23 protein-coding genes and 1 pseudogene are annotated in these 22,067 nt (G+C 67.2%); 11 read left to right on the forward strand and 13 right to left on the reverse strand.

The features are described from left to right. The 3 genes and pseudogenes from DB30_RS42005 to DB30_RS38305 form a co-directional block, all read left to right on the forward strand. Positions 1-778 (forward strand): annotated as a pseudogene (locus DB30_RS42005) (DUF4397 domain-containing protein); the annotation flags it as partial. Between the two features lie 57 nt (positions 779-835). Beyond that, positions 836-1,003: a helix-turn-helix domain-containing protein gene (locus DB30_RS43305; RefSeq protein ID WP_240480425.1), complete on the forward strand. Its 168-nt coding sequence runs from the start codon at positions 836-838 to the stop codon at positions 1,001-1,003. A gap of 352 nt (positions 1,004-1,355) precedes the next feature. Then, positions 1,356-2,192 (forward strand): pepsin/retropepsin-like aspartic protease family protein, encoded by an 837-nt coding sequence (locus tag DB30_RS38305; RefSeq protein ID WP_052558751.1) that lies wholly within the window; start codon positions 1,356-1,358, stop codon positions 2,190-2,192. A gap of 154 nt (positions 2,193-2,346) precedes the next feature. Here the strand turns inward: DB30_RS38305 and DB30_RS38310 are convergent, their stop codons facing one another. Next, complete coding sequence (locus tag DB30_RS38310; protein ID WP_052558753.1) at positions 2,347-2,919, reverse strand: hypothetical protein; 573 nt, start codon at positions 2,917-2,919, stop codon at positions 2,347-2,349. A 105-nt stretch (positions 2,920-3,024) separates the two neighbouring features. On the opposite strand from DB30_RS38310, the gene DB30_RS38315 reads away from it, so the two are divergent. The 5 genes from DB30_RS38315 to DB30_RS38335 all read left to right on the forward strand — a co-directional run bounded on the left by DB30_RS38315 (position 3,025) and on the right by DB30_RS38335 (position 6,695). After that, complete coding sequence (locus tag DB30_RS38315; RefSeq protein WP_052558755.1) at positions 3,025-4,227, forward strand: hypothetical protein; 1,203 nt, start codon at positions 3,025-3,027, stop codon at positions 4,225-4,227. 184 nt (positions 4,228-4,411) lie between these two features. After that, positions 4,412-4,561 (forward strand): hypothetical protein, encoded by a 150-nt coding sequence (locus DB30_RS38320; protein WP_165704142.1) that lies wholly within the window; start codon positions 4,412-4,414, stop codon positions 4,559-4,561. Positions 4,562-4,583: 22 nt separating this feature from the next. Further along, entirely contained in the window at positions 4,584-5,483 is a 900-nt protein-coding gene (locus DB30_RS38325) for an SDR family oxidoreductase (RefSeq protein WP_052558758.1), read from the forward strand. Then, positions 5,480-6,364, forward strand: a complete 885-nt coding sequence (locus DB30_RS38330) for an AraC family transcriptional regulator (RefSeq protein ID WP_052558760.1) — start codon at positions 5,480-5,482, stop codon at positions 6,362-6,364. The genes DB30_RS38325 and DB30_RS38330 overlap by 4 nt, the downstream gene beginning before the upstream one ends. 151 nt (positions 6,365-6,515) lie before the next feature. Beyond that, a complete protein-coding gene (locus tag DB30_RS38335) occupies positions 6,516-6,695 on the forward strand; it encodes a hypothetical protein (RefSeq protein ID WP_146662535.1) in 180 nt (59 codons plus the stop codon). A 57-nt stretch (positions 6,696-6,752) separates the two neighbouring features. Here the strand turns inward: DB30_RS38335 and DB30_RS38340 are convergent, their stop codons facing one another. From DB30_RS38340 to DB30_RS38380, 9 genes are all read right to left on the reverse strand, one after another. Continuing rightward, complete coding sequence (locus DB30_RS38340; RefSeq protein ID WP_052558762.1) at positions 6,753-7,604, reverse strand: alpha/beta fold hydrolase; 852 nt, start codon at positions 7,602-7,604, stop codon at positions 6,753-6,755. Beyond that, a complete protein-coding gene (locus DB30_RS38345) occupies positions 7,604-9,136 on the reverse strand; it encodes an acyl-CoA synthetase (RefSeq protein WP_052558764.1) in 1,533 nt (510 codons plus the stop codon). The genes DB30_RS38340 and DB30_RS38345 overlap by 1 nt, the downstream gene beginning before the upstream one ends. Before the next feature lie 10 nt (positions 9,137-9,146). After that, positions 9,147-9,920: a 3-oxoacyl-ACP reductase FabG gene (gene fabG, locus DB30_RS38350; RefSeq protein WP_052558788.1), complete on the reverse strand. Its 774-nt coding sequence runs from the start codon at positions 9,918-9,920 to the stop codon at positions 9,147-9,149. Then, entirely contained in the window at positions 9,917-10,987 is a 1,071-nt protein-coding gene (locus DB30_RS38355) for a 3-oxoacyl-ACP synthase (protein WP_240480424.1), read from the reverse strand. Before DB30_RS38355 ends, fabG begins: the two co-directional genes overlap by 4 nt. Continuing rightward, positions 10,972-12,426 (reverse strand): esterase/lipase family protein, encoded by a 1,455-nt coding sequence (locus DB30_RS38360; protein WP_146662537.1) that lies wholly within the window; start codon positions 12,424-12,426, stop codon positions 10,972-10,974. Before DB30_RS38360 ends, DB30_RS38355 begins: the two co-directional genes overlap by 16 nt. Then, entirely contained in the window at positions 12,423-13,481 is a 1,059-nt protein-coding gene (locus DB30_RS38365) for an alpha/beta hydrolase (RefSeq protein ID WP_052558769.1), read from the reverse strand. Before DB30_RS38365 ends, DB30_RS38360 begins: the two co-directional genes overlap by 4 nt. Before the next feature lie 410 nt (positions 13,482-13,891). Next, complete coding sequence (locus DB30_RS38370; RefSeq protein ID WP_146662538.1) at positions 13,892-14,056, reverse strand: hypothetical protein; 165 nt, start codon at positions 14,054-14,056, stop codon at positions 13,892-13,894. A gap of 26 nt (positions 14,057-14,082) precedes the next feature. Next, positions 14,083-14,595 (reverse strand): hypothetical protein, encoded by a 513-nt coding sequence (locus DB30_RS38375; RefSeq protein WP_146662540.1) that lies wholly within the window; start codon positions 14,593-14,595, stop codon positions 14,083-14,085. A gap of 239 nt (positions 14,596-14,834) precedes the next feature. Further along, positions 14,835-15,494, reverse strand: a complete 660-nt coding sequence (locus DB30_RS38380) for a TetR/AcrR family transcriptional regulator (protein ID WP_146662542.1) — start codon at positions 15,492-15,494, stop codon at positions 14,835-14,837. A gap of 98 nt (positions 15,495-15,592) precedes the next feature. Between DB30_RS38380 and DB30_RS38385 the strand changes: the two genes are divergently transcribed. Continuing rightward, on the forward strand, positions 15,593-16,807 hold the full coding sequence (locus DB30_RS38385; protein WP_052558790.1) for a cytochrome P450: 1,215 nt from the start codon (positions 15,593-15,595) through the stop codon (positions 16,805-16,807). Here DB30_RS38385 and DB30_RS38390 read toward each other — a convergent pair. Continuing rightward, positions 16,804-16,980, reverse strand: a complete 177-nt coding sequence (locus DB30_RS38390) for a hypothetical protein (protein WP_165704143.1) — start codon at positions 16,978-16,980, stop codon at positions 16,804-16,806. The genes DB30_RS38385 and DB30_RS38390 overlap by 4 nt on opposite strands. 223 nt (positions 16,981-17,203) lie before the next feature. Then, a complete protein-coding gene (locus tag DB30_RS38395; protein WP_165704144.1) occupies positions 17,204-19,150 on the reverse strand; it encodes a hypothetical protein in 1,947 nt (648 codons plus the stop codon). A 233-nt stretch (positions 19,151-19,383) separates the two neighbouring features. On the opposite strand from DB30_RS38395, the gene DB30_RS38400 reads away from it, so the two are divergent. After that, a complete protein-coding gene (locus DB30_RS38400) occupies positions 19,384-19,953 on the forward strand; it encodes a hypothetical protein (RefSeq protein ID WP_052558779.1) in 570 nt (189 codons plus the stop codon). Beyond that, positions 19,895-20,233, forward strand: a complete 339-nt coding sequence (locus DB30_RS38405; RefSeq protein ID WP_146662546.1) for a hypothetical protein — start codon at positions 19,895-19,897, stop codon at positions 20,231-20,233. Before DB30_RS38400 ends, DB30_RS38405 begins: the two co-directional genes overlap by 59 nt. A 737-nt stretch (positions 20,234-20,970) precedes the next feature. Here the strand turns inward: DB30_RS38405 and DB30_RS42925 are convergent. Beyond that, the coding region (locus DB30_RS42925) for a baseplate J/gp47 family protein (protein WP_477181449.1) at positions 20,971-22,067 on the reverse strand (1,097 nt) is incomplete at its 5' end.

Genomic DNA, 22,067 nt, shown 5'->3' on the forward strand with positions numbered 1-22,067 from the left:
CGGCGACGGCGACGGCGACGGCGACGGCGACGGCGACGGCGACGGCGACGGCGACGGAGACGGAGATGGCGACGGCGACGGAGACGCTGGTGAGGCGATGCTTCGCGTCTTGCACCTCGGCGTCGACGCGCCGGGGGTCGACGTGTACCTCGACGATGGCGTCGACCCGGTCGTCGAGGGCCTCGAGTTCGAGGCGGAGCCGACGCTCCTCGAGCGCGATCCACGCTGGGTAGATCACAAAGAGCGCGAGCGGGACGGCCACGATCGCGCTCGCCCCGCCGACGTCGCCGATCCAGGCCTGGGGGAGCCCGAGCTGCGTGGCGGCGAACGTCGCGCCGCCGACGAGCAGGAGGCTGCCGAGGAAGAGAGTGAGCCACCCCCACGGAGCAGCTCCGAAGAGCCCTCGCCGCGTGCGGAGCCGCTCGTTGGCGCGTCGAGCCTTGGCCACACGACTGTCTATGAACCCGTCGCCGCCGCGTCAGGTCACTCCGCCGTCGATGGACGGGTCGAGAGGACGGTCAGTCCACCCGCCAGCATTCCGGAGGAACAGGCGAACGGGCCGAGCGCACCCACGACGACGCAGTTTCGCCATTTTCGCCACCCCGACGGACGACAATGGAGCATCCGAGTTGCCGGGCAGAACGTCGACCTCGTAATTGTGTTGCCGGACGGAGAGCAGGTCCAACGCACTCGTCGGCTCGCCGAGCCAACCGATGCACATCGGGACATGCAAAAACGTGTGGCGGACCAACAAGCCAACGGGTTCATCGAGGCCTAGGCACCCCCGTTCCGATTGAGCTCGCTGGGCGGCTCGCATCTCAGGGCCTCGGCGAGGTTGAAGAACACGCATACGTGGCGAACGTCGCCCCCCCTTGGCATCGCTGAACAACTCCTCAACACCGATGAGGTAGCCACCCTCCTACGTGTCTCCCGCAAGGCCGTCTATTGCATGGTCGACCGAGGGGAGATCCCCGGTGTTACCAAACTCGGCCGACGCCTTTGAAGCGCATCCAAAATATGAATCCGATCCCCGCGGTAATGTGGGCACCGAGGAGATCGAATGATTCACGCGCGAGTCGTCCCATTCGCATGACTGACGACTCGAAGCTCGCGGTGCTCGGGCTAAAGCTCGACCTACCGAGGGTCGGTCGTACTCCTCCTACAGCGCAACAACCGGATCGCCGACCTCGTCGAGCAGCAGCCGGGTCTTCGCTACCCGACGGGTGGACAGGGGGGCGCCGATGTCGTTCCATCGCGCCATGCGGACCTGCCAGCTCCTCGCCCTCTCCATCGCGTGCGGCGCCTGCGCATCCCACACGGGGTCGCCGGCGCCGCACGCGGCTATTTCGCCGGAGATGGCGCCGCCCGAGGCCGTGGTCCCGCTGGGCCACGCGTCGGGGCAGTTCCACACGGTGCCCGTCTGGGTGAACGACCGCGCGCTGACCGTCGCCGTCCTCGACACCGGCATCGGGATCGAGCTGATCTCCCAGGCGCTCTGTGAACGCGTCGGCTGCGTCGTCGAGGGGTCGTTCAGCGGGCAGCGGATGTCGGGGCAGGAGGTCACGCTGCCCCTGACGCGCCTGGAGCGGCTCGAGGTCGCGGGCGTCGTGCGGGAGGACGTGCTCGCGGGCGTGGTCGATATCGAAGGCTTCTTCAGCGAGCCGCAGCTCGAAGTCTTCGTCGGGCTGCCGTTCTTCGAGCAGACGCCGTTCACCCTCGATGGCCCCGGGTCGCGGCTGGTCATCGAGTCGGCCGCCAGCCTCTCGCGACGCGAGGCGGGCGCTCGGGCGGTGCCGGTGAGCGTCCGGCGCCACGGCCCGGCCATCGATCTCTTCGTGCCGCTCCGCCTCGGGGACCAGGTCGCGGAGGTGATGATGGACACCGGGAGCCGCTCGATCATCCTGCACCCGCGCTACGCGGAGCTGCTGGGCATCGACCTCGAGGCGGATGACGTGCGCCGCCAGGTCGGGGAGGACGAGACTGGCAACCCCTTCACGCGGCACTTCACGACTATCGAGCAGCCGGTCGCGTTCGAGGGGGCCCCCGGCTCGGCGCGCGCCGGGCTGGCGGTCATGTTCCAGGAAATCATCCACGACGGGCTGGTGGGGACGGATCTACTGTCGCGCTGCGTGGTGACCTACGACCTGCCGCGCGGTCGCATCCTCGTCTCGGGCGAGGACGCTGGCCCGTGATCTGCGGGTTTCTATACGCCAACGCCGTTGCGGCCAATTGGTAGGTTTATCTCGTTCAGGGTTGCGGTAATTAACTGGACCTGAGAATCTAACCTCGCAATTAAGCTCCGAGAACATCCACTATGTCAGGGACGGGCGGTCGACTCTTGGCTTACTATCGGTCCCCCGCGTGACTCCAAGTTGGTGCGCCGCAGAGCAGCCCAGCCGACGAGCGCGACCTGGGCGAGCAAGAGCATCCCCAAGCCGAGCGCCTCGAGGCGGGACTGCGTGACTGACTCGCGGACACACCGACCGAGCGCGGGAGCAGCAACGCCGAGCGCTCTCGCTCTCCAGCAATGCAAGCATGCCCCAGCGCGATGCCGAGCAGCGGCAGCAGCAGCTCGCACAACGACAACATCGAGGGCCAACCGAAGCGACCCGCGTAGGGCAGCTCGGCGATCGGACGCCCGAGCAGCGGAGCCCGCACGTGAGCCTCGATCCGCGCGCTGGTCCCGAGGACCTCGTCGTAACCGGGCGCGAGCGCAGACAGCTCGCGCGCCGGGGCGAACACGAACGTCCCGAAGTGCGCCGCGCCATGCGGGCTCTTGGGCGCTTGCGTCAGCCAGCGCTCGCGCGCGTGCTCACGTGCAGCCGCGCGCTCCTCCGCTGCCTGCTGCCGCCACGCGAGCCCGGCGAGAACCGCCAGCAGCACGACCACGGTCACCAGCGTGGTGACGAGCCGCAACATCCGCTGGCGTAGCAGCGCACGCAGTTCATCGGTCGAAATATGCGCCACGAGCGCTCGGGCAATGGTATGGCTCGCATCTTGCGAACATCCACCGGATCCACAGTCGTGCTCTTCGCCGTAGCGCTCGGTCTCCTCGGCGCCTGCGACAAGCCCAAGGTCAACAGCTGGAGGGACTTCACGGGCGGGTCAAACTACGACCCCATTCACATCGAGCGGGCCCAAGTCGATGACGCGAGGGCAACCGCCCTCGCCACCCGCGGCGCGGCCGAGACGAGCGGCTACGGCTATGTGCTGGCGCGGTTCATCTGGGAGCAACGCGATCTGTTCGCCGCCGTCGAGCGTGCGGCCGCAGATCCCGAGTACAGCTTCGAGCCGCCCGCGAGCATCGCCGGGTTCGATCGAGCCGCCCATGTGGCGGACTACGTCATGCTGGCGAAAGAGGTGTACGCGCGCGTGGGTTCGCCGCCCCTCGACGCCGAAGGGAAGCCCGAGAAATACCCCGAGTGGCTGTTCCGGGAGTATGCGTTCACGCTGGCGCTAGCGACCAACAATTGCGAGTTGATGCGCGAGGACGTCGCGGAGCGCTCGGTCTGCGACAACCAACAGCTCAATTTCGAACGCGTGGATGCGGTCTGCGAGCCAGATGCAGCCGCGTTCGGGGCCATGTGTCGCAAGATCTTCGATGCAATGCCGGAACTCGACGATCGCTACTATCTGATGGTCCAGTGTGGGGGGCACATCATGCCCGGCAAGGAACGTGAAGGCGCGGCCACGTGGGCGACCGCGGAAGAGATGGCCTTCTACGACAAGATGGTTGCAAAGCGTGATTTCGAGCAGGTCTTGGCCGCGGGCAACAGGGCGGCGGCGGCCGAAGAAAACCGGCAACGAAAGGCCGACTATGCGCAGGACCAGGCCGACTACGAAGCCAGCAAGGGGGCGATCGAGAATGTGAGCCAGATCGGGTCGCTCGATGACGAAGGGCGCCCGGTGGCGCCAGAGATGGTGGAGGTGCGGGGCTTCACCGCGCCACCAACCGGGAGCGTCGACGTCACGAGCTCCGTGACCATCTCGAGCTCGTGCGCCGAGAACCTCGAGCTCGGGACCCACGACGGCGGTCCGAGCCTGGTCGTCGAGGCTGGGTCGACATTCTCGATCACCGTGCCCACTTGCACGCAGCTGTGTCTGTTCGCGCCACAGCGGCGAGAGCTCGGCTGCGCGAGGGTCTCGCGCACGGCGAACTACGAGATCCTGCCCGACTGCAACACCTTGCATCGTCTGCTCGACCTCGAGAAGATCGGGGCGCCCTGATCACTGTGTAGGCCCTGGACGAGGTGCTGGCGCTTCATCGGAGACTGCCATGCGGGGGTGTATCCCGACCTCGAGTTCGGTTGACGATCGATTGACGATCGATTGCCGACGGCGATAGCGTGACTGCGAAGTGCCGCAGTGGTTCTTGGAGCTGAGTTCGGGGGTGCGGGTCAATCTCCGGCGCATGGCTGACGTCGCGGCCCACCTCGTCGACGAGGTGTTCCCGGAGGTCCCGGTTCGGCAGTGGGTGTGCTCGCTGCCGTGGCGGCTGCGCGACTCCCATGCCGGGACGATCGGGCAAGAATGGCGAACGGTCCCCCATTCTCTTCATTGATCTGCGTCCGCATCCTCGGTGCATGAAGATATTCGTAACGGGAGGAACCGGATTCATTGGCTCGGCCATCGTGCGCGAGCTCTTGGAGGCTGGTCATCGAGTCACCGGTCTCGCGCGCTCCGACGCGTCGGCAGAGGCGCTCCGCGACGCAGGGGCCGAGGCATTGCGCGGGGATCTGAAGGACTTCGACACCCTGACCTCCGCAGCGCGCGAGAGCGACGGCGTCGTTCACGTCGGCTTCGTCCACGACTTCTCGAAGTACCAGGAGATGTGCGAGCTCGACCGTCAGGTCATCAGCGCCCTCGGGGCGGGGCTCGAAGGCTCGAGCAAGCCACTGGTCGCGACGGCGGGGACGGCCACCGCCTCCGGTGAGCCGGGCAAGGAGACCGATCGGCATCCGCCCGGCGCCTCGGCGCACACCCCCCGCGCCGCCTCCGAGGAGGCCGTCGACGCGCTGGTCGAGCGCGGGGTTCGAGCTGGCATCGTGCGCCCGTCGCCCTCGGTGCACGGGGAGGGGGACCATGGCTTCGTGCCGATGCTGATCGACCTCGCCGAGAAGACCGGAGTCTCCGCCTATGTGGCCGACGGCGCCAACCGGTGGAACGCGGTGCACCGCCTCGACGCCGCTCGTGTGTTCGCCCTCGCCGTCGAAGGTCTCGAGCCTGGTCAGCGCTTCCACGCGGTCGCCGAACCCGAGGTCCCGTTTCGAGACATCGCGACGGCCATCGGCGAGCTGCTCGGCCTTCCAACCCGCAGCATCCCCACCGCGGACGCCGAGGATCACTTCGGCTGGCTGAGCTGGGTGGTCGCGCTCGACTGCCCGACGTCGAACGACCTCACGCGGGCGAGGCTCGACTGGAGTCCGACGCATCCAACCTTGCTCGACGACCTGCGCAACGGCGCCTACAGTCGGAACGAGTGACGGGGGAGGACGAAGACCTGGCCGGAGCCATCCGCGCGGTCGCGGGCCACGTCGGGCTGACCCCCACCGCCATCCCCAAGGTCGCCTGCATCCGCTCCGCCAGCACCGGAGCGCTGAAGAACCAGACCTGGCGTGCCTGCCTCGCGGTGGTCGCCGAGGGTACCAAGGAGCTCGTGCTGGGCGGCGCGACCTATCGCCTCTCGCCGGGCCATTGGACCCTCACCCCCGTCCCGCTCCCGCTCACGAGTCGCATCGCCGCGGCACCCTTCAGCGGGGTGCTCGTGGAGCTAGAGCTCGTCTCGCTCGCCCGACTGGTGGCCGAGATGGATCGTCGGGACGAGGAGGTCGGCGAGCTGCCCCCCGGAATCTTCGTTGGCAGGCTCGACGAGGGCATGCGCTGCGCCGTGAATCGGCTGGCGGGGCTCATGGCCGCAGAGGAGGCCGGCCGCGTTCTCGGGGAGGGGCGCGTACGAGAGCTCCTCTTCCACCTCTTGCGGAGCCCCATGGGTCCGGCCATTCGCCGCTTCGTTCGGGCGGGCGGGGCGGCGCACCGAATCTGCGAAGCGGCTCATCACATCGAAGCCCGACTCGACCAGGCCATCGACGTCGAGGGCCTGGCTGCCACTGCCCACATGAGCCGAACGGTGTTCTACGAGCAGTTCAAGCGGGTCACCTCGCTCAGTCCGCTGCAGTACCAAAAGCGCCTGCGCTTGTTGCAGGCCCAGCGCCTCATGGTGGACGAGCAGACCACCGCCGAAGATGCCGCGTACCGTGTCGGCTACCAGAGCCCATCGCACTTCAGCCGCGACTACATCCGCCTCTTCGGAGAGCCTCCCTACCGAAACGCGCTGCGGCTTCGTGAGGCGGCGATCGTGTCATGACCGGGCGGGGGGCTCCGCGAAGACCATCACCACGGCGATGAGCCCCGCCAGCACCAGGGTGCCGTCACCTTCATTCAGCGCGCCGACTCCTCGCTCCGATTAAATCTCGGTCGCGCCCAACGGCTCGATCTACGTCGGCGCTGAGCAAGGCGTGGACTTCCAAACCCGCGAGGCCGTGCTGCTCGCGTACGCGTCCGACGGCGGCCCCGAGCAGTGGCAGCTGAGCCCGCACGCGACCGGCAGGTCTACTTTGCGATCTACCAGTCCAGCGGGCAGTGGGGATTTTGGCTGCACCGCGCGTCGCCAGCCGGAGAGCTCGGGTGGGCGTTGACCGAAGCCGACTTCGTGTTCGAGCCGACCAAGAACGTCAGATCCACCCGCCAACACCTCACGCGGACCCGCCGCGTGTCTGCTCATGCCTGCGCGCGTGCATGATCGGGTCGAGGAAGCCCCGGGTTTGGTCGCAGAAGGCCTCGACCCGCTCGAGCGCCGCGGCGTGACCAGCCTCGGCCAGCAGCTCGAGCCGCGCTCCGGGGATCGCTGCCGCCAGCGTCCGCGCCATGCTCGGCGGCGTCAGCACGTCGTCCTCGCCCACACTCACCAGCGTCGCGGCACGGATCCGGCCGAGCTGCGCGTCGTCGAGTTGATGCAGCAGCGCGCCCGCGATCAGACGCCGCGCCGCGTCGAGATCGAGGCTCATCGCCCGCTCGCGAAACAACGCCAACGCCGCCCAATTTTCGGCCAGGAACTGCGGCCCAAACACCCACGGCGTCGCCACGTCAAAGCGCAGCGCACCGCCGCCCGCGCGCATCGCCTGGATCCACGAGCGCAGCTTGAGCTCCAGCGCCCGATCCACCCGCGCGTAGGCCCCGCTGACCACCAGCGCGCGCACCCGATCCGGCTGCGCGAGCGCGAACGACAGCGCCGCGGCGGCGCCGTTGCTCAACCCGATCAGCGCGACCGGAGCGCGCAGCTCGAGCCGGTCGAGCAACCCCGCGAGGTCCCGGGCGTGGTCCGCGACGGTGTACTCACTCACCGCGGGCTTGTCGGACAGGCCCTGGCCACGACAGTCCCACAGCAAGCAGCGATAGTGATCAAAATGCGGCAGGTGAGCCGCCCAGCTGCCGAGCTCGGTCAACAGCCCATTGACGAACACCAACACGGGCGCGTGTGGATCTTGCGCCCAGCACCCTGCGCGCTCGTAGTGGAGCGAGACCTCGCCAACCCGAGCATGTGGCATTAGCCGCGCTCCAGCGCCCGCTTGTCGAGCTTGCCGGCGCCCGTGCGGGGAAGCGCGCTGAGGATCACCAGCGAGCGCGGCAGCTTGTACTTGGCCAGCCGCTCACGCAAGAACGACTGAAGCTCGGCCAGCTCCAGGCTGGCCCCGTCCGCGAGCACCACAAACGCCCGGCCAACCTCGCCCCAGCGCGGATCCGGCACCCCGATCACCGCGACCTCGACGACCGCCTCGTGAGCGGCGATCGCCGACTCGACCTCGGCCGGATAGATGTTCTCGCCGCCCGAAATGATCATGTCTTTGCTGCGGCCGACGATCGTCACGCAGCCATCGGCCTGCGCGCGGGCCAGGTCCCCGGTGTGCAGCCAGCCGTCGACAAAGCTGGCCGCCGTCGCCTCCGGGTCGCGAAAATAGCCGGGCGACACGTGGGGGCCGCGGATCCACAGCTCGCCCACTTCGTCGGGCCCACACTCGCCACCGCTCGCGTTGACGATCCGAATCGCCACGTGAAGCAAGGGCCAGCCGACCGCGCCGGGCTTGTCACGCACACGCTCACGCGGCAGCCAAAAATTGTTGGGCCCCGCCTCCGTGAGCCCGTAGCCGGTCTTGAAGTCGACGCCGCGCGCCCAGAATTGCTCGAACACCGGCTTGGGACACGGCGCGCCGCCCGAGATGATCGTGCGGACTCGATCGAGCGGCGCGCTGGCCCAGCGCGGGTGGGCCTGCATCGCCTGGAACATGGCGGGGACCCCAAAGAAGCAGCTGACCTCGCGGGATTCGATGATATCGAAGAGCTGCTCGAGCTCGAACTCGCGGCACAGGATCGAGCAGCCGCCCGCGTGGATCAGCGGCGCCGTGAACACGTTGAGGCCGCCAGTGTGAAACAGCGGCGCGTTGAGGATCGCCACGTCGCGCTCCGACAGGCCCCAGCTCGACGTGGTGTTGATCGCGTTCCAGGTGACGGTGGCGTGGGTCAGGATCGCGGCCTTTGGCAGCCCCGTGGTCCCGCCCGTGTAGCACAGCACCCACGGCTCACTCGGCGCCAGCGCCAGGGCGGGCAGCGGCGCATCTGGCAACTCGCGACAGCTCGACAGACACAGGTCGTCGGTGTCGTCGAGCGCCACAAACTCCGGTTGCGCCGCCACACTCAGCCCGCGCAGGCGCGCGACCAGCCCGGCAAATTCCGAATCCCAGCACAGCAGCCGTGGCTCGGCGTGGTCCAGCAGCGGCGCGAGCTCGGCCGCAGTCAACCGCCAATTGAGCGCCTGCAAGATCGCCCCGAGCTTCCCACACGCAAACCACAGCTGGATGACCTCGATCCGGTTCTTGGCCAGGACGGCGACCCGATCCCCCTGCCCGACCCCCCGCGCTTGCAACCACCGCGCGACCTGGTTGGTCTCGCGCTCGAGCGTTTGATAGCTGATCGTCCGCGGCTCGGGCTGGCCAGGCCGGCTGAGATCCACGATCGCCGGGGCCGTGGGCGCGAGCTGCGCCCGCCGCCCCAACCAGTCACCTACCAACGCTGGCCGCTCCATGCTCGCGCCCTCAGGTCCCGACGACCATGCCACCGTCGACGCTCAGCACGGTGCCGCTGATGAAGCCCGAGCCCGGATCGGCCAGGAACAGGTAGGCCCGCGCGATGTCCTGCGGATCGCCGATCCGGCCGACGGGGGTATGCGCGACCATGCCCTCGAGCACGTGCGCGGGCATCTGCTTGACCATGTCGGTGGCGATGAAGCCAGGCGCGATCGCGTTGACGGTTACGCCGTAGCGGCCGAGCTCGCGGGCCCACACCTTGGTCATGCCGATGACGCCAGCCTTGGCCGCGACGTAGTTGGTCTGACCAAAATTCCCGTACAGCCCCACCACCGAAGACGCGTTGATGATGCGCCCGTACTTGCGCTCGATCATGTGTGGCGCGACGGCCTGGGTGCACGTGAACACCCCCTTGAGGTTGACGGCGATCACGGCGTCGAACTGGTCCGCGCCCAGCTTGCCGACCAGCTCGCCGCCCTTGACCTTGACCAGCTGGCCATCACGCAAGATCCCCGCGTTGTTGACCAGGACGTCGATCCGGCCATGCTCGGCGATCACCGCCGCGACCGCGCGCTCGACCGCGGCGGCGTCGCTGACGTCGACCGAAGCGAAGCTCGCGACCCCGCCCGCGTCCACGATGCTGCGGACCAATTCGGCGCCCGCAGCCTCAGCCAGGTCCCACCCGACGACGTGGTATCCGGCGCCCGCGAACGCCTGCGCGGTAGCAAAGCCGATCCCGTTGGCGGCTCCAGTGATAATTGCGACTCGTTGCTCGTTGCTCATGTTGTTGTTGCTTTCGTGACGGGGCCCCAGGCGATCGCCGAGGCCGACCACGCGTAGCCGATGCCCGCCGCGACCATGACCATCAAGTGGCCGTCGCGCAGCAGCCCCCGGCGCGCGGCTTCGACGCAGACCAACGGTTGATCTTGCTGACCGATGTGCCCGTAGTCTTCAAGATAGAAGCTCTGATCCTCGCGCATCCCCAGCTCGCCGAGCACGTAGCGATGCGCCGAGCGCTTCATGTGCAAGATGTTGAGGAAGCCAATGTCCGCGCGGGTCAAGGGCGCGTGATTGGTATCGCTCGATGGTTCGCTGCGCGCGAGCGCCTGATCCACGACCGCGAGGAAGTTGGCCATCGACTTGGCGTCGAGGCGCTCGCGCATGCCCTCGGGATCGGGCACGTCGAGCGCCCGCCGACCGGTGCCGAGCGGGTCGTCAAAGCGTGGATCCACGGTCCCACCAGCGGGCACGATCACATCGAGCGAGAAGCTGCCGTCGGTGATGACCGCGGTCCCGAGCACTCGATTGCGATCGTGGTTCTTGCGCAGGATCAGCGCCCCGCCACCGGCGCTGAGGTTGATCAAGAAGCGCGCGCGGGCGTTGCCGAAATCGACGAAGTCACAATTGCGATAGCCACCCGCGATCAACACGGTGTCGATGCCCGGGGAGCTCAGGATCATCGCGCGCGCGAGCTCGATCGCGGCCATGGTCGTGCCGCAGCGCTGTTGCACGTCGAGCGCCCAGGCCCGCGTGGCCCCGAGCGCGTGGGCGAGCTCGATGCCCGCTGTCCACAGCGGATACTCCTTCCACTCCTCGCTCGTGCACAGGACCAGGTCGATCTCGGCGGGGTCGATGCCCGCCCGCGCGACGGCGTCTTGCGCCGCCCACAGGCCCATCTTGTTGGTGTGATCGTCGGGTCCGGGGATCGGCTTTTGATGGATCCCAAACTTCTCGCGGATCACCGACTCGGGGATGCCCGTGCGAGCGGCGATCTCGCCCGAGCTCATCGTGGTGGCGGGCACATAGGCGCCCGCAGCCATAATCCCGACGTGGGTCACTGAGACAGCCACCCAATGATCGTCTGCTGGGCCAGCTCTTCGAAGCCGAGCTCGAGGTGGTTGATGTCGCTGAGGATCTCGATGTCGCCGATCTGCCCGATGCCGTCCGGTGCCGCGCAGGATTGGACAAAGACGACGCCGTCACTCGGCCCCGAGATCTCGTTGGGGATTCCGACGATGTAGTCGGCCTGGTCGCTGATCTCACCGCACAACAAGTAGGTCTCGATGCTGGCCGGGATACCCGCGTCGACGAGTTCTTCGATCACGGAGTGTTGCGCCACAGCGAAATCGAGCCCGAGCCCGCGCGCGTAGGTCCCCTGGTACATGCTCTCCCCGTAGTACGTGGACAGGGTGTCGACGGTCGCGTAGGGGCCGAGGCCGTTGTTGCCCGTAAAGGTCAGATCGAATGTATCGATCCAGCTCGCCAGCATCTGCGCCTGCCCCCGGTAATAGTAGCCGCCGCCGTGGTCGTAGATCGCGTGCTCGCTGTAGTCGATGGTCTGGAGCCCGATGACCTGCTCGTGGTGCGCCGTCGGCCCGTGGGCCATGCCGGGCGGCCACGCCGTGCCGTTGTTACCGCTGCCGTAGCGAAACCCGTAGTCCATGCCGCGGTTGGGTCCGCCGATCAAGACTAGCTTGCGCACGTCGTCGGCGTAGGGCGTGCCCCAGTCCTCGGTCAGGCTCGACGTGTACATGCGAGCCGCGACCGTGCCCTTGGACCAGGCGACCACGTCGACTTGCTCGGCGCAGGTCAACTCGCGCACGACCTGGATCGCGGCGTGGATCTGCTCGGCCCACATGAAGTTGTCGCCCTGCTTGTTTGGAAACGCGATCGCGACCACGGGGATGTCGGCGGCCGCGAGGCCCTGCATCAGGCCCTCCTCGGGACAGACCATGTCGCCGCACCCGTAGGCCCCCTCGACGCCAGGGTTGGCCCACGCGCGGTCGGGTGGATCGTCGGCGCCGTGGACCAGCAGCACGGGGTTGCCGGTCGCGGTGTCCCAGCCCGGTCCGAACTGCAGCACGATGCTGGACGGCGACGGCTTTGGCTCGGAGCCATAGAACTCGAGCTGTTGGCCGGTCTGCTCGCTGCGCGCGTCCGGGAAGAAGGGATCCTCGGGGATGATCGGGCTGTCGATCGTCCACCGCTCTGCGCGGACCCAGCCGTGCTCGACCTCGTCGTAGCCCATTTCGAAGCTGACGTTCGGGACCACGCCGTCGCCACACAGGTCGCCGTCGCCGTCGCCATCGCCGTCGCCGTCGCCGTCGCCGTCACCGGGGTCGCCGTCGCCGTCGCCAGGCTCACCGTCACCGTCGCCGTCGCCGTCGCCGTCACCGTCACCGTCGCCGGTCTCGGTGACCGACTCGGCGCCCTCGTCGTCGGGGGTGTCGGGTGTGCACGCGAACACGCCCGCCGTGAGACATCCAAAAATTAACTTTCGAGCTTTCATTTGGCCAGGAATCCGTTCAGCGCAACCATGAACTCGTCGTATTTCTCAATGTGGGGACCATGGCCGGCGTCGGCGATCACCACCTCCGTGTAGGCGCCACCAGCCGCCGCGTAGCGATCGAACACCGCGCGGGTCTGCTCGACCATCGGCTGGGCCGGAAACACCTCGGCGCCTGGCCAACCCGGCACCGCGCCAAGTTCCCCGAGCACACCAAAGTCGAACATCGAGCGATCCGAGACGATCTGATCGTCCGCGCCGCGGACCCAGAGGATCGGGGGCTTGTCGCGCAGGTGCACGATCTCGCTCTGGTTGAGGTACTTGGGCGACAGCGCGTTGTTCATACCCGCGACCCCGGGCGCCACGTTGGGCCAGTTGGCTGACGGCAGCGCGTCGCCTGGGTAGTTGTGCTCCCCGATCGCTATCTCGAGCATGCCCGCGAGGTAGCGCTCCTCGGTCTCGGGTTCGGGCTTGAACGGCGGCTTCCAATAGAAGGTGTTCATCACGTTGCGAGGTGACACCGGCTGATCCGCGCCGGTGTCCTTGGCCACGAGCAGCTCGACGAGGGTCGGGTTGACCCCGCCCGCGCCCGAGCCCGCGAAGTCGTCGTAACAAGGTGTTCCATCCGCGCCCTTGGTGCCGCCAAAGCCATAGGGAGAGCCGGGGTTGATCAGCGTCAGCGAAGCCACCCGCGCGCCATGATCGATCGCCAGCTGCATGGCCACATTGCCCCCCGCTGACCAGGCCACAACGTGAACTTTGGCATCCGCAGCCAGGCCCAGCTCCGGGCTGCCGAGCAGCGCCGCCAGATCATCCGAGAAGTCGCGCACGCCGCGGGTCGCGTCGACCGGCTTGACCTGCGAGCGGCCGTAACCGCGCAGGTCCGGCGCGATCACGAAGTAGCGCTCACCGAGCGCGGCCTGCACACGATCAAAGAACACCGCGCTCGACACGTTGCCGTGCAGCAACAAGATCGCGGGTTTCCCGGGCGCCCCCGCGAGCCACAGGTGTGTATCGAGGCGAGAGGTAGAGATAATGCGAGACTCGAGTGCGCTCATGGTGGCTCCACCCGCTCGAGGCGGGCCGCGAGGATCTTCACACGATCCGGGCGGACTGGCAATCTCTACACAGGCATGTCCGCATCTACATCACACTCCATCTGCGGCCCGTTCACCCGTGGTCCGCTGTCGAGATCGAGGGGCAGCAGCTCGAGGGTGTTGCCGTCGTCATCGAGGTCGAGCGCGTCCGCCGGGCGCAGGCTCGGGTCGCCGGCCTGCGTGCACCACAGACCGCCACCGCGGGTGCTAGAGCGCCGATCAGTTTGAATTCACGACGCCAGGCACATCTGGGGCCGCTCCTGCCGTTGTCGGTCGGCACTCGCAGTATGCCGGATACAGCTTCGGCCTCCCTCCTAGGCAGGAACGGCCCCAGACGCACCTGACGACGCGACTCCAAACTGATCGGCGCTCTAGGAGCCCGTGGTGCTGTAGTCGGCCCGGAGCGCGCCGCCGGCGTTCGACGAGGTGTTGCCGATGAACACGCTGGAGTCGACGCGAACCGGCGCTTCATCGATGTCGGCGTGAAAGATGGCTCCGTTGGAATTGTCGATCAGCGTACAACTCTCGACGTCCAATCTCGCTACCGACTTCTAAGCTCCCGCTATTTGGGCTGGTTTGCGCCGCACTCTTGGACCACAGATTCCTCGTAGCTATCCGTGGCGAAGTCGTACGGTAGGTGGACGGTACTCGTCGGACTCGCGCAGCTCCGCTCGACACAGCTGCTCTCACTGTCGCACCATGACGCTGTTACGCCCTCCGGCGTGAACTCGAACTTCTCGCCATTGATCTCCCGGTCAGCGTACATGCCGAGGATCGAGGGGAGCTCCTCCTGATGGATGACCACGTCGAGCTGTCGCGACAGGTTGGGTCGCAGCACGGTAAGCCGCTTTTGCCCATAGTTCTCGACGTAGTACTCGCGGATATCGTCACTGACCGACTCGCAGTACATATCACCCCCGGCGACGAAAACGACCACCTCATACCAGCGACCATCCCGATGGTCGAGAACCGCCGAAGCTTGGATCTCATAGACCGCAACATCTTGCTCCCACAGAGCAGTCTTTGCTCGAGCCAAGTCCGAGTTGGAATCGGGTGGGGAAGAAGCTTCGGACATGCCGGTGTCCGCCCATTTATATACATGCCATGCGAGATGCGAGACCGTACTTTGGTCGATTGTTCGAGGTGATCGGTTGCGAGCATGCGGGGCTGGTACTCGGAATTTGCGCAGGCGCCTGCGCGATGGCCGTGGCCGTGTGACCGGCGAGGCTCTGGCCGAGACCCTGCCCCCCCTACGCTGGACCAACTGGCCGTCCAGATGTTCGCTGTCGTTAGTCAGCGAACATTGCTTTGAGGTCACGACTGGCGAGCGCTGGCCCGGCGGCGCTTCTTGCTCGCGCCGGGCTTGGGCGAGACGTCGCTCAGCGCCCCGTCGAGTAGCAGATCGATCAGCCGCGTCATCTTCGCGTCGTCGACCACCTTGCCCTCCAACAACAACCACCACTTGAGCGTCGCGTCCAAGACCTGGAACAGGAGGGCCGTGTCGACGCTCGGGCCGATCTCACCGCGGGCCTTGGCGGCGGCGAACACCTCGCGTGGCACCAACTCGATCGCCTGGCGCAGGGTGCCGGCGATCTCCACCAACTCGGGGTCGCCGCCCTCGGCAAACAACATCCGAAACACCCCCTGGAGCTGGGGCTCGGCCGCCAGCGCGGCCAGGCGGCGCGCTAACTTCAGCAGATCACCGCGAAGCGAGCCCGTGTCCGGGGCGACGAAGTTATCGGTGGTGATCGACAGCAGCGCGTCGCGGACCAGCTTCTGCTTTGTCGCCCAGCGCCGGTAGACCGTGGTCTTGTTGACCCCAGCCCGCGTCGCGACCTCCTCGATACGCAGACCGTGGTAGCCGGCGCTCGCGATCTCGGCGAGGGTCGCGGCGAGGACCTTGCGGATCACCGGCTCGCCGCGAACGACCCGTGGCTTCTCCCTCCGCTTCGTTCGGACCTGCTTCCTGCTCATCGCCGTGCACGACTGTACCTCGGGCCACCGCAACTCCAAGTTGCGATGACCCGGTGGTTGTGGCAGGCTGCCATCGCAACTTCGAGTTGCGAACGACCATGACCGACTTCAACGCCCTGTTCAGCCCCGAAAACTACGACAACCCCTATCCGCTCTACGCCGAGATGCGCGAGCACTCGCCGGTGTTGCACTTCCCGCAACACGACATGTTCATCGTCAGTCGCTTTGAAGACGTGCAGCGTGTAATGCGCGATGCCAAGCTGTTCTCGTCGGCAACCATAGATGAGAATACGGTCCAGGATCCGCGCCTGCTCGCGGGCGCGGAGCTGGTGATTGGCAGCAACTCGATGATCACCTCCGACCCACCGGATCACTCTCGCCTGCGCAAGCTCGCCAGGGTCGCCTTCACCCCGCGGGCGATCGCGCGACTCGAGGGCCGCATCCGCGAGCTCGCCCGCGAGATGATCGCCGCGATCGCGCGCAAGGACAGCTTCGACCTCATGGCCGAGCTGGCCGTGCCGCTGCCCGTGAAAGTGATCGCCGAGATGCTCGGCGTCGACCCGGAGCGTCACGCCGACTTCAAGCGCTGGTCCGACGACTTGGTCGCCGGCGACAGCCGCAACCCCTCCTTGGATGAGGCCGAGCTCGAGCGAATCATCTCCGGGTGCCGCGAGTTCACTGCGTTCTTGCATGAGATGATCGAGCAGCGCCAGCGCGAATACCGCGACGATCTCATCGGCGATCTCGTCCGGGCCCAGTCCGAGCAGGACAAGCTGTCTGCCGAGGAGGTCATGTCCATGGTCAGCCTGCTGCTGATCGCCGGTAACGAGACCACGACCAACTTAATCGGCAACGCGACCATCGAGATCCTGCGCAACCCTGCCGAGCTGCAGCGCCTGCGCGCCGACCCCAGGATGATCCCCGCCTTCATCGAGGAGGCGCTGCGCTTCCGCGCCCCCGCGAACATGATCATACGCACCGTCACCGAGGATGTCACGATCGCCGACGTCGCCGTGCCTGCCAACTCCAAACTCGGCGGATTGCTCGACTCGGCCAACCACGATCCCTCCCACTTCCCCGAGCCCGAGCGCTTCGACCTGGACCGCAACCCGGCCCACCTGAGCTTCGGCTACGGTATCCACTTTTGCATCGGCGCAGCGTTGTCGCGCCTCGAGGGCCGGGTCGTGTTCGAGGAGCTGTTCGCCGGCTTGCCGCCGTTCTCACGCGAGCCGGGGCCGCCCGACTGGCAACCCAACTTCCTCCTGCGCGGGCTTCGGCGGCTTCCTCTGCGCTTCGAGTCGCGGGCGGCTTAGGCGGCGCTAGGGGGGAGCGCCTTGTAGATGCCCTGGGAGGAGATCGGATCGTAGGCCGAGGCGGCGTCGCCGAGCGCGAACATGAAGTCGTTGTAGCCGAGGGCCTCCGCGCCCCACGACGAGGCGCTGCCCAGGCGCGGCTCGTGGCCCTGGTCCACGAACGACTCGAGCACGCCGAGCTCGGCCAGGAGGCCGCTCGCGTCGGGCGGGATCGACTCACCGACGCGCTCGCGCTCGTAGTGGCTGGCCTCGACGACGGCGAGGGCCTCCGGCGCGAGGCCCTCGATCCACTCTGCTGCATTGGCGACGACGAGACCCCGGCCGCGGCTGGCCGGCCGGCCGGGGTAGACCCAGGGCGGCGTTGCACGGCCGCCCCAGGCCCCCAGGTGTTCCCGCTCAGTCCGGCCGCTCGATCCCCTTGGGGAACGAGCGCCACGGACTCTGCCCGGTCGCCGCCCGCCACTCGGCGTCGAGCACATTACCCGCGAGCACTCGGCCCCAGTCGTGGTCGAAGTGCCAGTCGCTCTGGGCCAAGAAAGCATCGATCTCTCGCCGGGTCGGCCGGTGGTCAAAGCTCCGCACGACCTCGCGGTTCGAGTGGGGCGAGGTGCCGACGTTCCACTCGCGGTTGTTGGCGTGCCGGCTCGCCTGCACGATCGTGAATGTTGGCGGGCCGTGGCTGGTGTCCTCGACCAGGACCAGCGCGTAGTCGTTGCGCAGCGGCCGGTCATCCTCCATCACGTACCAGGCCAGCAACAGCGACGGCGCCAAGCCAGGCGCGCACGCGTGCATGCGCGCGGCCTCGTGGAGAATGTCGAGGTCCCACGTGGGCAGTCGAGACTGCGCGACAGGCCCCAGCGTGCCGTCGCTGCCCGTGCCGGGGCCGGTCAAGGGCGCGGTCGGGTCGGGGCACTGCGCGCGACCACGGACCGGACTGGGCGCGATCGGGTGGACATCGAACAGCACGGCCCCACGTAGATCTTCGGACGCGGCCGCGCTCAGATCGATCAAGCGCGGCGCCCGAGCGCCCAGCCGCAGCGGGGCCGTGGGCGGCAGCCACAACGTCGAGCCCACGAGCTGCTGCGAGCCCGGGAAGACGCCTTCGGGGACCGTGGCGAGGCCGGCCAGGCTACCGCTGCGCGTGTCGACAACCGCGAGTGTGTGGGTCGTCGACGCCAGATAGCCGCCCGACCAGTCCATGAATGCATAGCCGATCGCGCCATGGTCGTTCGCGCCCCAGCGCTCGAGCAGCTGGCCCGCGACTGGATCGATCACCATGATCTCGCGCCCGCCATCGTGGGTCATGACTGGAAACGCTGCTTTGGCGTGCATGCGAGCGGGCATCGGATCAAATCCATTGGAGCCGACGTACACCGCGCCCAGCTCGACGTGACCGAGCGGGGCGAAGGTCTCCAGGTCGAAGGCGACCATCGCCTTGCGGTAGCCCCTCGACGCCAGCACGACCACCGCGCCTGGGATCACCGCGCAGTCGTCGAGCATCCAAGTGCCGACGAGGTCCGCCGCTTGCAACGCTGCTGGGACCGCGTCGCGCGTAGCGACGGTCTTGGGGTCGACCGACAGCAGCCCGTCATCGCTGCGCACGAACCATCGGGTGCCGTCGCTGCAGCTCTGGACCCGCGCCTGTAGCTTGCCTCGGACCTTACCGCTGCTGCGCTCGAACACCCACCAGGACGCGTGGTCGTCGTCTTTGCTCTCGACGCGCACCGCCAGCGAGTCGTCGACGAGGGTGGGATCTGGACCCGGCGCCGGTGAGATCGGGATCGAGGCGCGCCACAGCTCCTTCGTGCTGGAGGTCGCAACCAGCTCCGCCGTCGGCCTGACGCCCAGGCTCGCGGGGTAGTGGACGCGCAGATCAAACCGTCGCCCGCCGTCGTTGGCGACGCCCTGCGCAAAGCCCTGACCGTGGGCGATCTCGAACCGCCGCGCGCCGTCGGCCAGCGCGAACCCGTGCAGCTCGAGTTCGGGATCGTCACCGACAAACGTGGCGGTCATGACCGAGACCGCGTCTTGGATGATCTCGATACCGGTGACGCCCTCGTTGGCGGCGAGCTGGCCCGAGAGCGACTGCACCCACGCGAGCGAGCCATCGCGCCGCATGAGGGCGATCCACCACTGCTTCTCGTGGTCGGGGCCCGGGACCAGGAACCGGACGATCGCTCGGTCCTCGTCGATCGCCACCATGTCGGAGATCCATCCTTCGACCTTCGGGGTGCCTGGGGGAACCGCCGCGGTGGGGGCTGGCGGCTCTGCTGGGATCTCGGGCAACGCCGCCGGCTGGGTCAGCGCGGGCCCAGACACGGGCGCGGTGGCTGGGACGCTCACCGGCTGGTCCTCGACAGGTCGGTCGGCCGGTACCGAGGGCAGCGCTCGGCATCCCAGCACCACGAGCGGGACCACGAGCACGCCGAGGCAGCCAAGACCGAGAGCACGAGAGCGGCTGTGCATGACACGAGTGTCCCGGCGCTGCCGGGTAGCGTCAATGACTGGTGTCCGGCACATCTCGATTTCGCGTCACGCCGAGTCGGCATAATCTGTGCCGATGCGAATCGCGATCATTGGCTCGGGCATTCTCGAGCATCGCCTGGGCCCACCCAACCGCTGGCTCGCGGTTCTTGCACGATCGGCTCGCCCCCGTGGTGCGGGGGTTCTGGGCGACGGTCTCCGCAGTCGTGGCGCTGCAGTATCGCGCCGCCGGGCTCGGTCACGGCCCCGAGGGCCGCGCCCGGATCCGTCGGCTGCTGCCGGATCACACCTTGGTCGCCGACATGCGCTCGGCCGCGGCTCTGACTCCGCTGCGCTATCACGAGGCCGTCGCCCGCGGCGAGATCACCCCACACCGCGGCGTCGTCACGCGCTTCGTCGAAGACGGCATCGTCTTAGCCAACGGCACCGAGCTGCCCTGCGAGCTCGTGGTCGTGTGTCTGGGCTCGGGCTCTCCGGTGTTTCCGTTCATGCCAGCGCGCTACCGCGAGCTGCTCGAGGGAGCCCGATGGCGTGCAGCTCTATCGTCACCTGCTGCACCCGCGGATCCCCCGAATGGCGTTCGCCGGCTACAACCATGGCTTCATGCACATACCCGCCGCCGAGGTCGGTGCACTGTGGATCAGCGCGATGATCCGCGGTGAGCTGGTGCTACCGCCGATCGAACAAATGGAGGCCGCGATCGAGCACGTGCGGGCGTGGAAGCGGGCTCATATCAATTTCGAGCCGTCACGATCGTGCGCCGTCAGCACCCGCTTTCAACAGTACATCGACATTCTGCTAGCTGAGCTCGGCGTCTCGCCCTATCGCAAGCCACACCTGCTCGCCGAGCTGTTCTCGCGCTACGAAGCGGCGGACTACGCTGGCATCATCGACGAGTCTCACGCGACCGGGGGGCGGCGCTCCTCGTCAGTAGGCGGCTGAAGAAGCAGAATCTTCAGCAAGCACGATAGCGAAGCCCTACGACCGAAATTAGGACAAGCGGAAGCCAGCCTCGCGGTGACTCGGCGAGGCCAGCATCCCGCAAGCGAAGGTGGCCCAGCTCCCGGACACCTCGCTGGCTCACGCATGAGCTCTGCAAACCGAGACCACGACGGCCGAGTAGCTGGTCGTGGCTGCTCCCTCACTGTGCTCGGCGACTCCGCGTCGAGATGGCTACGAGCGTCGGCGGCCCGACGAGAACGCCATCCCCTGTGCCGTTGTCCTTGACCTCCTCGAAGACAGTGGCATTTGCGCCCTGTTGATTTTGCACATACGCTCGGTAGCCAGGGATTATGCTCGAGTTCGCCAATACGATACCGAAGTCATTGCCGACAATCTCTGCAGCGCTCCACGCTGCCCCGCTAGATGGCACTAACTGACCTTCAAAGACACTGCCTTGCGTACCCAGCTGAGCACTCAAGCTGTCCGGGTGGCCGGAGGGGTGAGCCACCAAGACCTTGATGACCGCAGCAACACCCACCCCACGCTCGCTCAGAGGATGCGCTGAGTCACGCCCCCCACCGTCGTCCAAGGAACCCCTGACTGTATTGAATATCACCGGAAAATCTAGCATGGGAAGACTCGTGGTTGTGCCCTAAAGGGCCTCGTGGTAGCGTCCGTTGATGCACTGCAAGACATCCGCTCGGCTCCTGGTTGCGGCATTACTTGGGTTCTTGGTCTCAAGCTGCAATTCGGACGGGGCCTCGGGTACCGACGCTGGCTGTGTTGCGGGGGAGCTCGATTGTGAGTGCAGCTCGAGTCTGTGCCTGGGGGCGCTCGTCTGCGAGGACAACATCTGTGTAGAACCTGGGCAGATGACGTCGTCGGGGGACGGTGACGGCGATCCCGGCGATGGCGATCCCGGCGATGGCGACCCCGGAGATGGCGACCCCGGAGATGGCGACCCCGGAGACGGCGACGGCGACGGCGACGGCGACGGCGACGGCGACGGCGACGGCGACAACTGCCAATTGGGTGAGGTACTTTGCGACGGACTTTGCGTCGACACGTCCTCCGATCCCGAAAACTGCGGAACGTGCGGTCACGTCTGCGACATCAAGGACAATGTGGGCGGTTGTGTCGAGGGTGAGTGCGCCCCGACACTGACCGAATGCGTGACAGCCGAGGATCCTCCGGCAAACTGCAACGAGGTATGTATGGGCGAGGGAAAAGTCTGTGTGAGTGATGGTTGCTACGGTGGGACGACGTACGTGTGGTACGCCACGGGCAACCAGTGTGCAAACTTCGAAGGCAACTCCATATCGAGTCCGTGCACATTCCCTGACGCCGCCGACTCCAACTACTACCGCTGCTGCTGCGGCGAGCCCTAGCATCAAACCACCTCCCGCACACGAACCACCACGGTCCCCCGCTCCGGCCGACCGCGTCTTCACCGTTTCGTCCCATTCCCATCGTGCCTTCGCCTTGACCACGCCGCCGTAGTGGGTCGCCTCGACCTCGAAGTCGGCGAGCGAGACGAGGCGGCCGAGCACGCGCAGGCTCTGAATTGCCTGCTCGCGGGCTTGCTCTTCGGTGGGCGGGTCTTCGCCGCCGCTGGCTGCGATGGGGTTGGAGACCTTGGTCACGCCGGCGATCGGGCGGACCAGCTTGGTGATCGTGTTGGCCTCGACGTTGCCGCCGGTGCCGAAACGGTAGGTGGCGACGATGTTGTTGGAGCCGCTCGGGAGCCGCTTGCCGAGCTCGCCGTCGCCGAACTGTATGTGGGTTTGGTGGTCGGCGTCGTGGCGGATGACGTAGATCTCGTCAGCTGGGGTGG

The sequence above is a fragment of the Enhygromyxa salina genome, from assembly GCF_000737335.2.
Taxonomy (GTDB): Bacteria; Myxococcota_A; Polyangia; order Nannocystales; family Nannocystaceae; genus Plesiocystis; species Plesiocystis salina_C.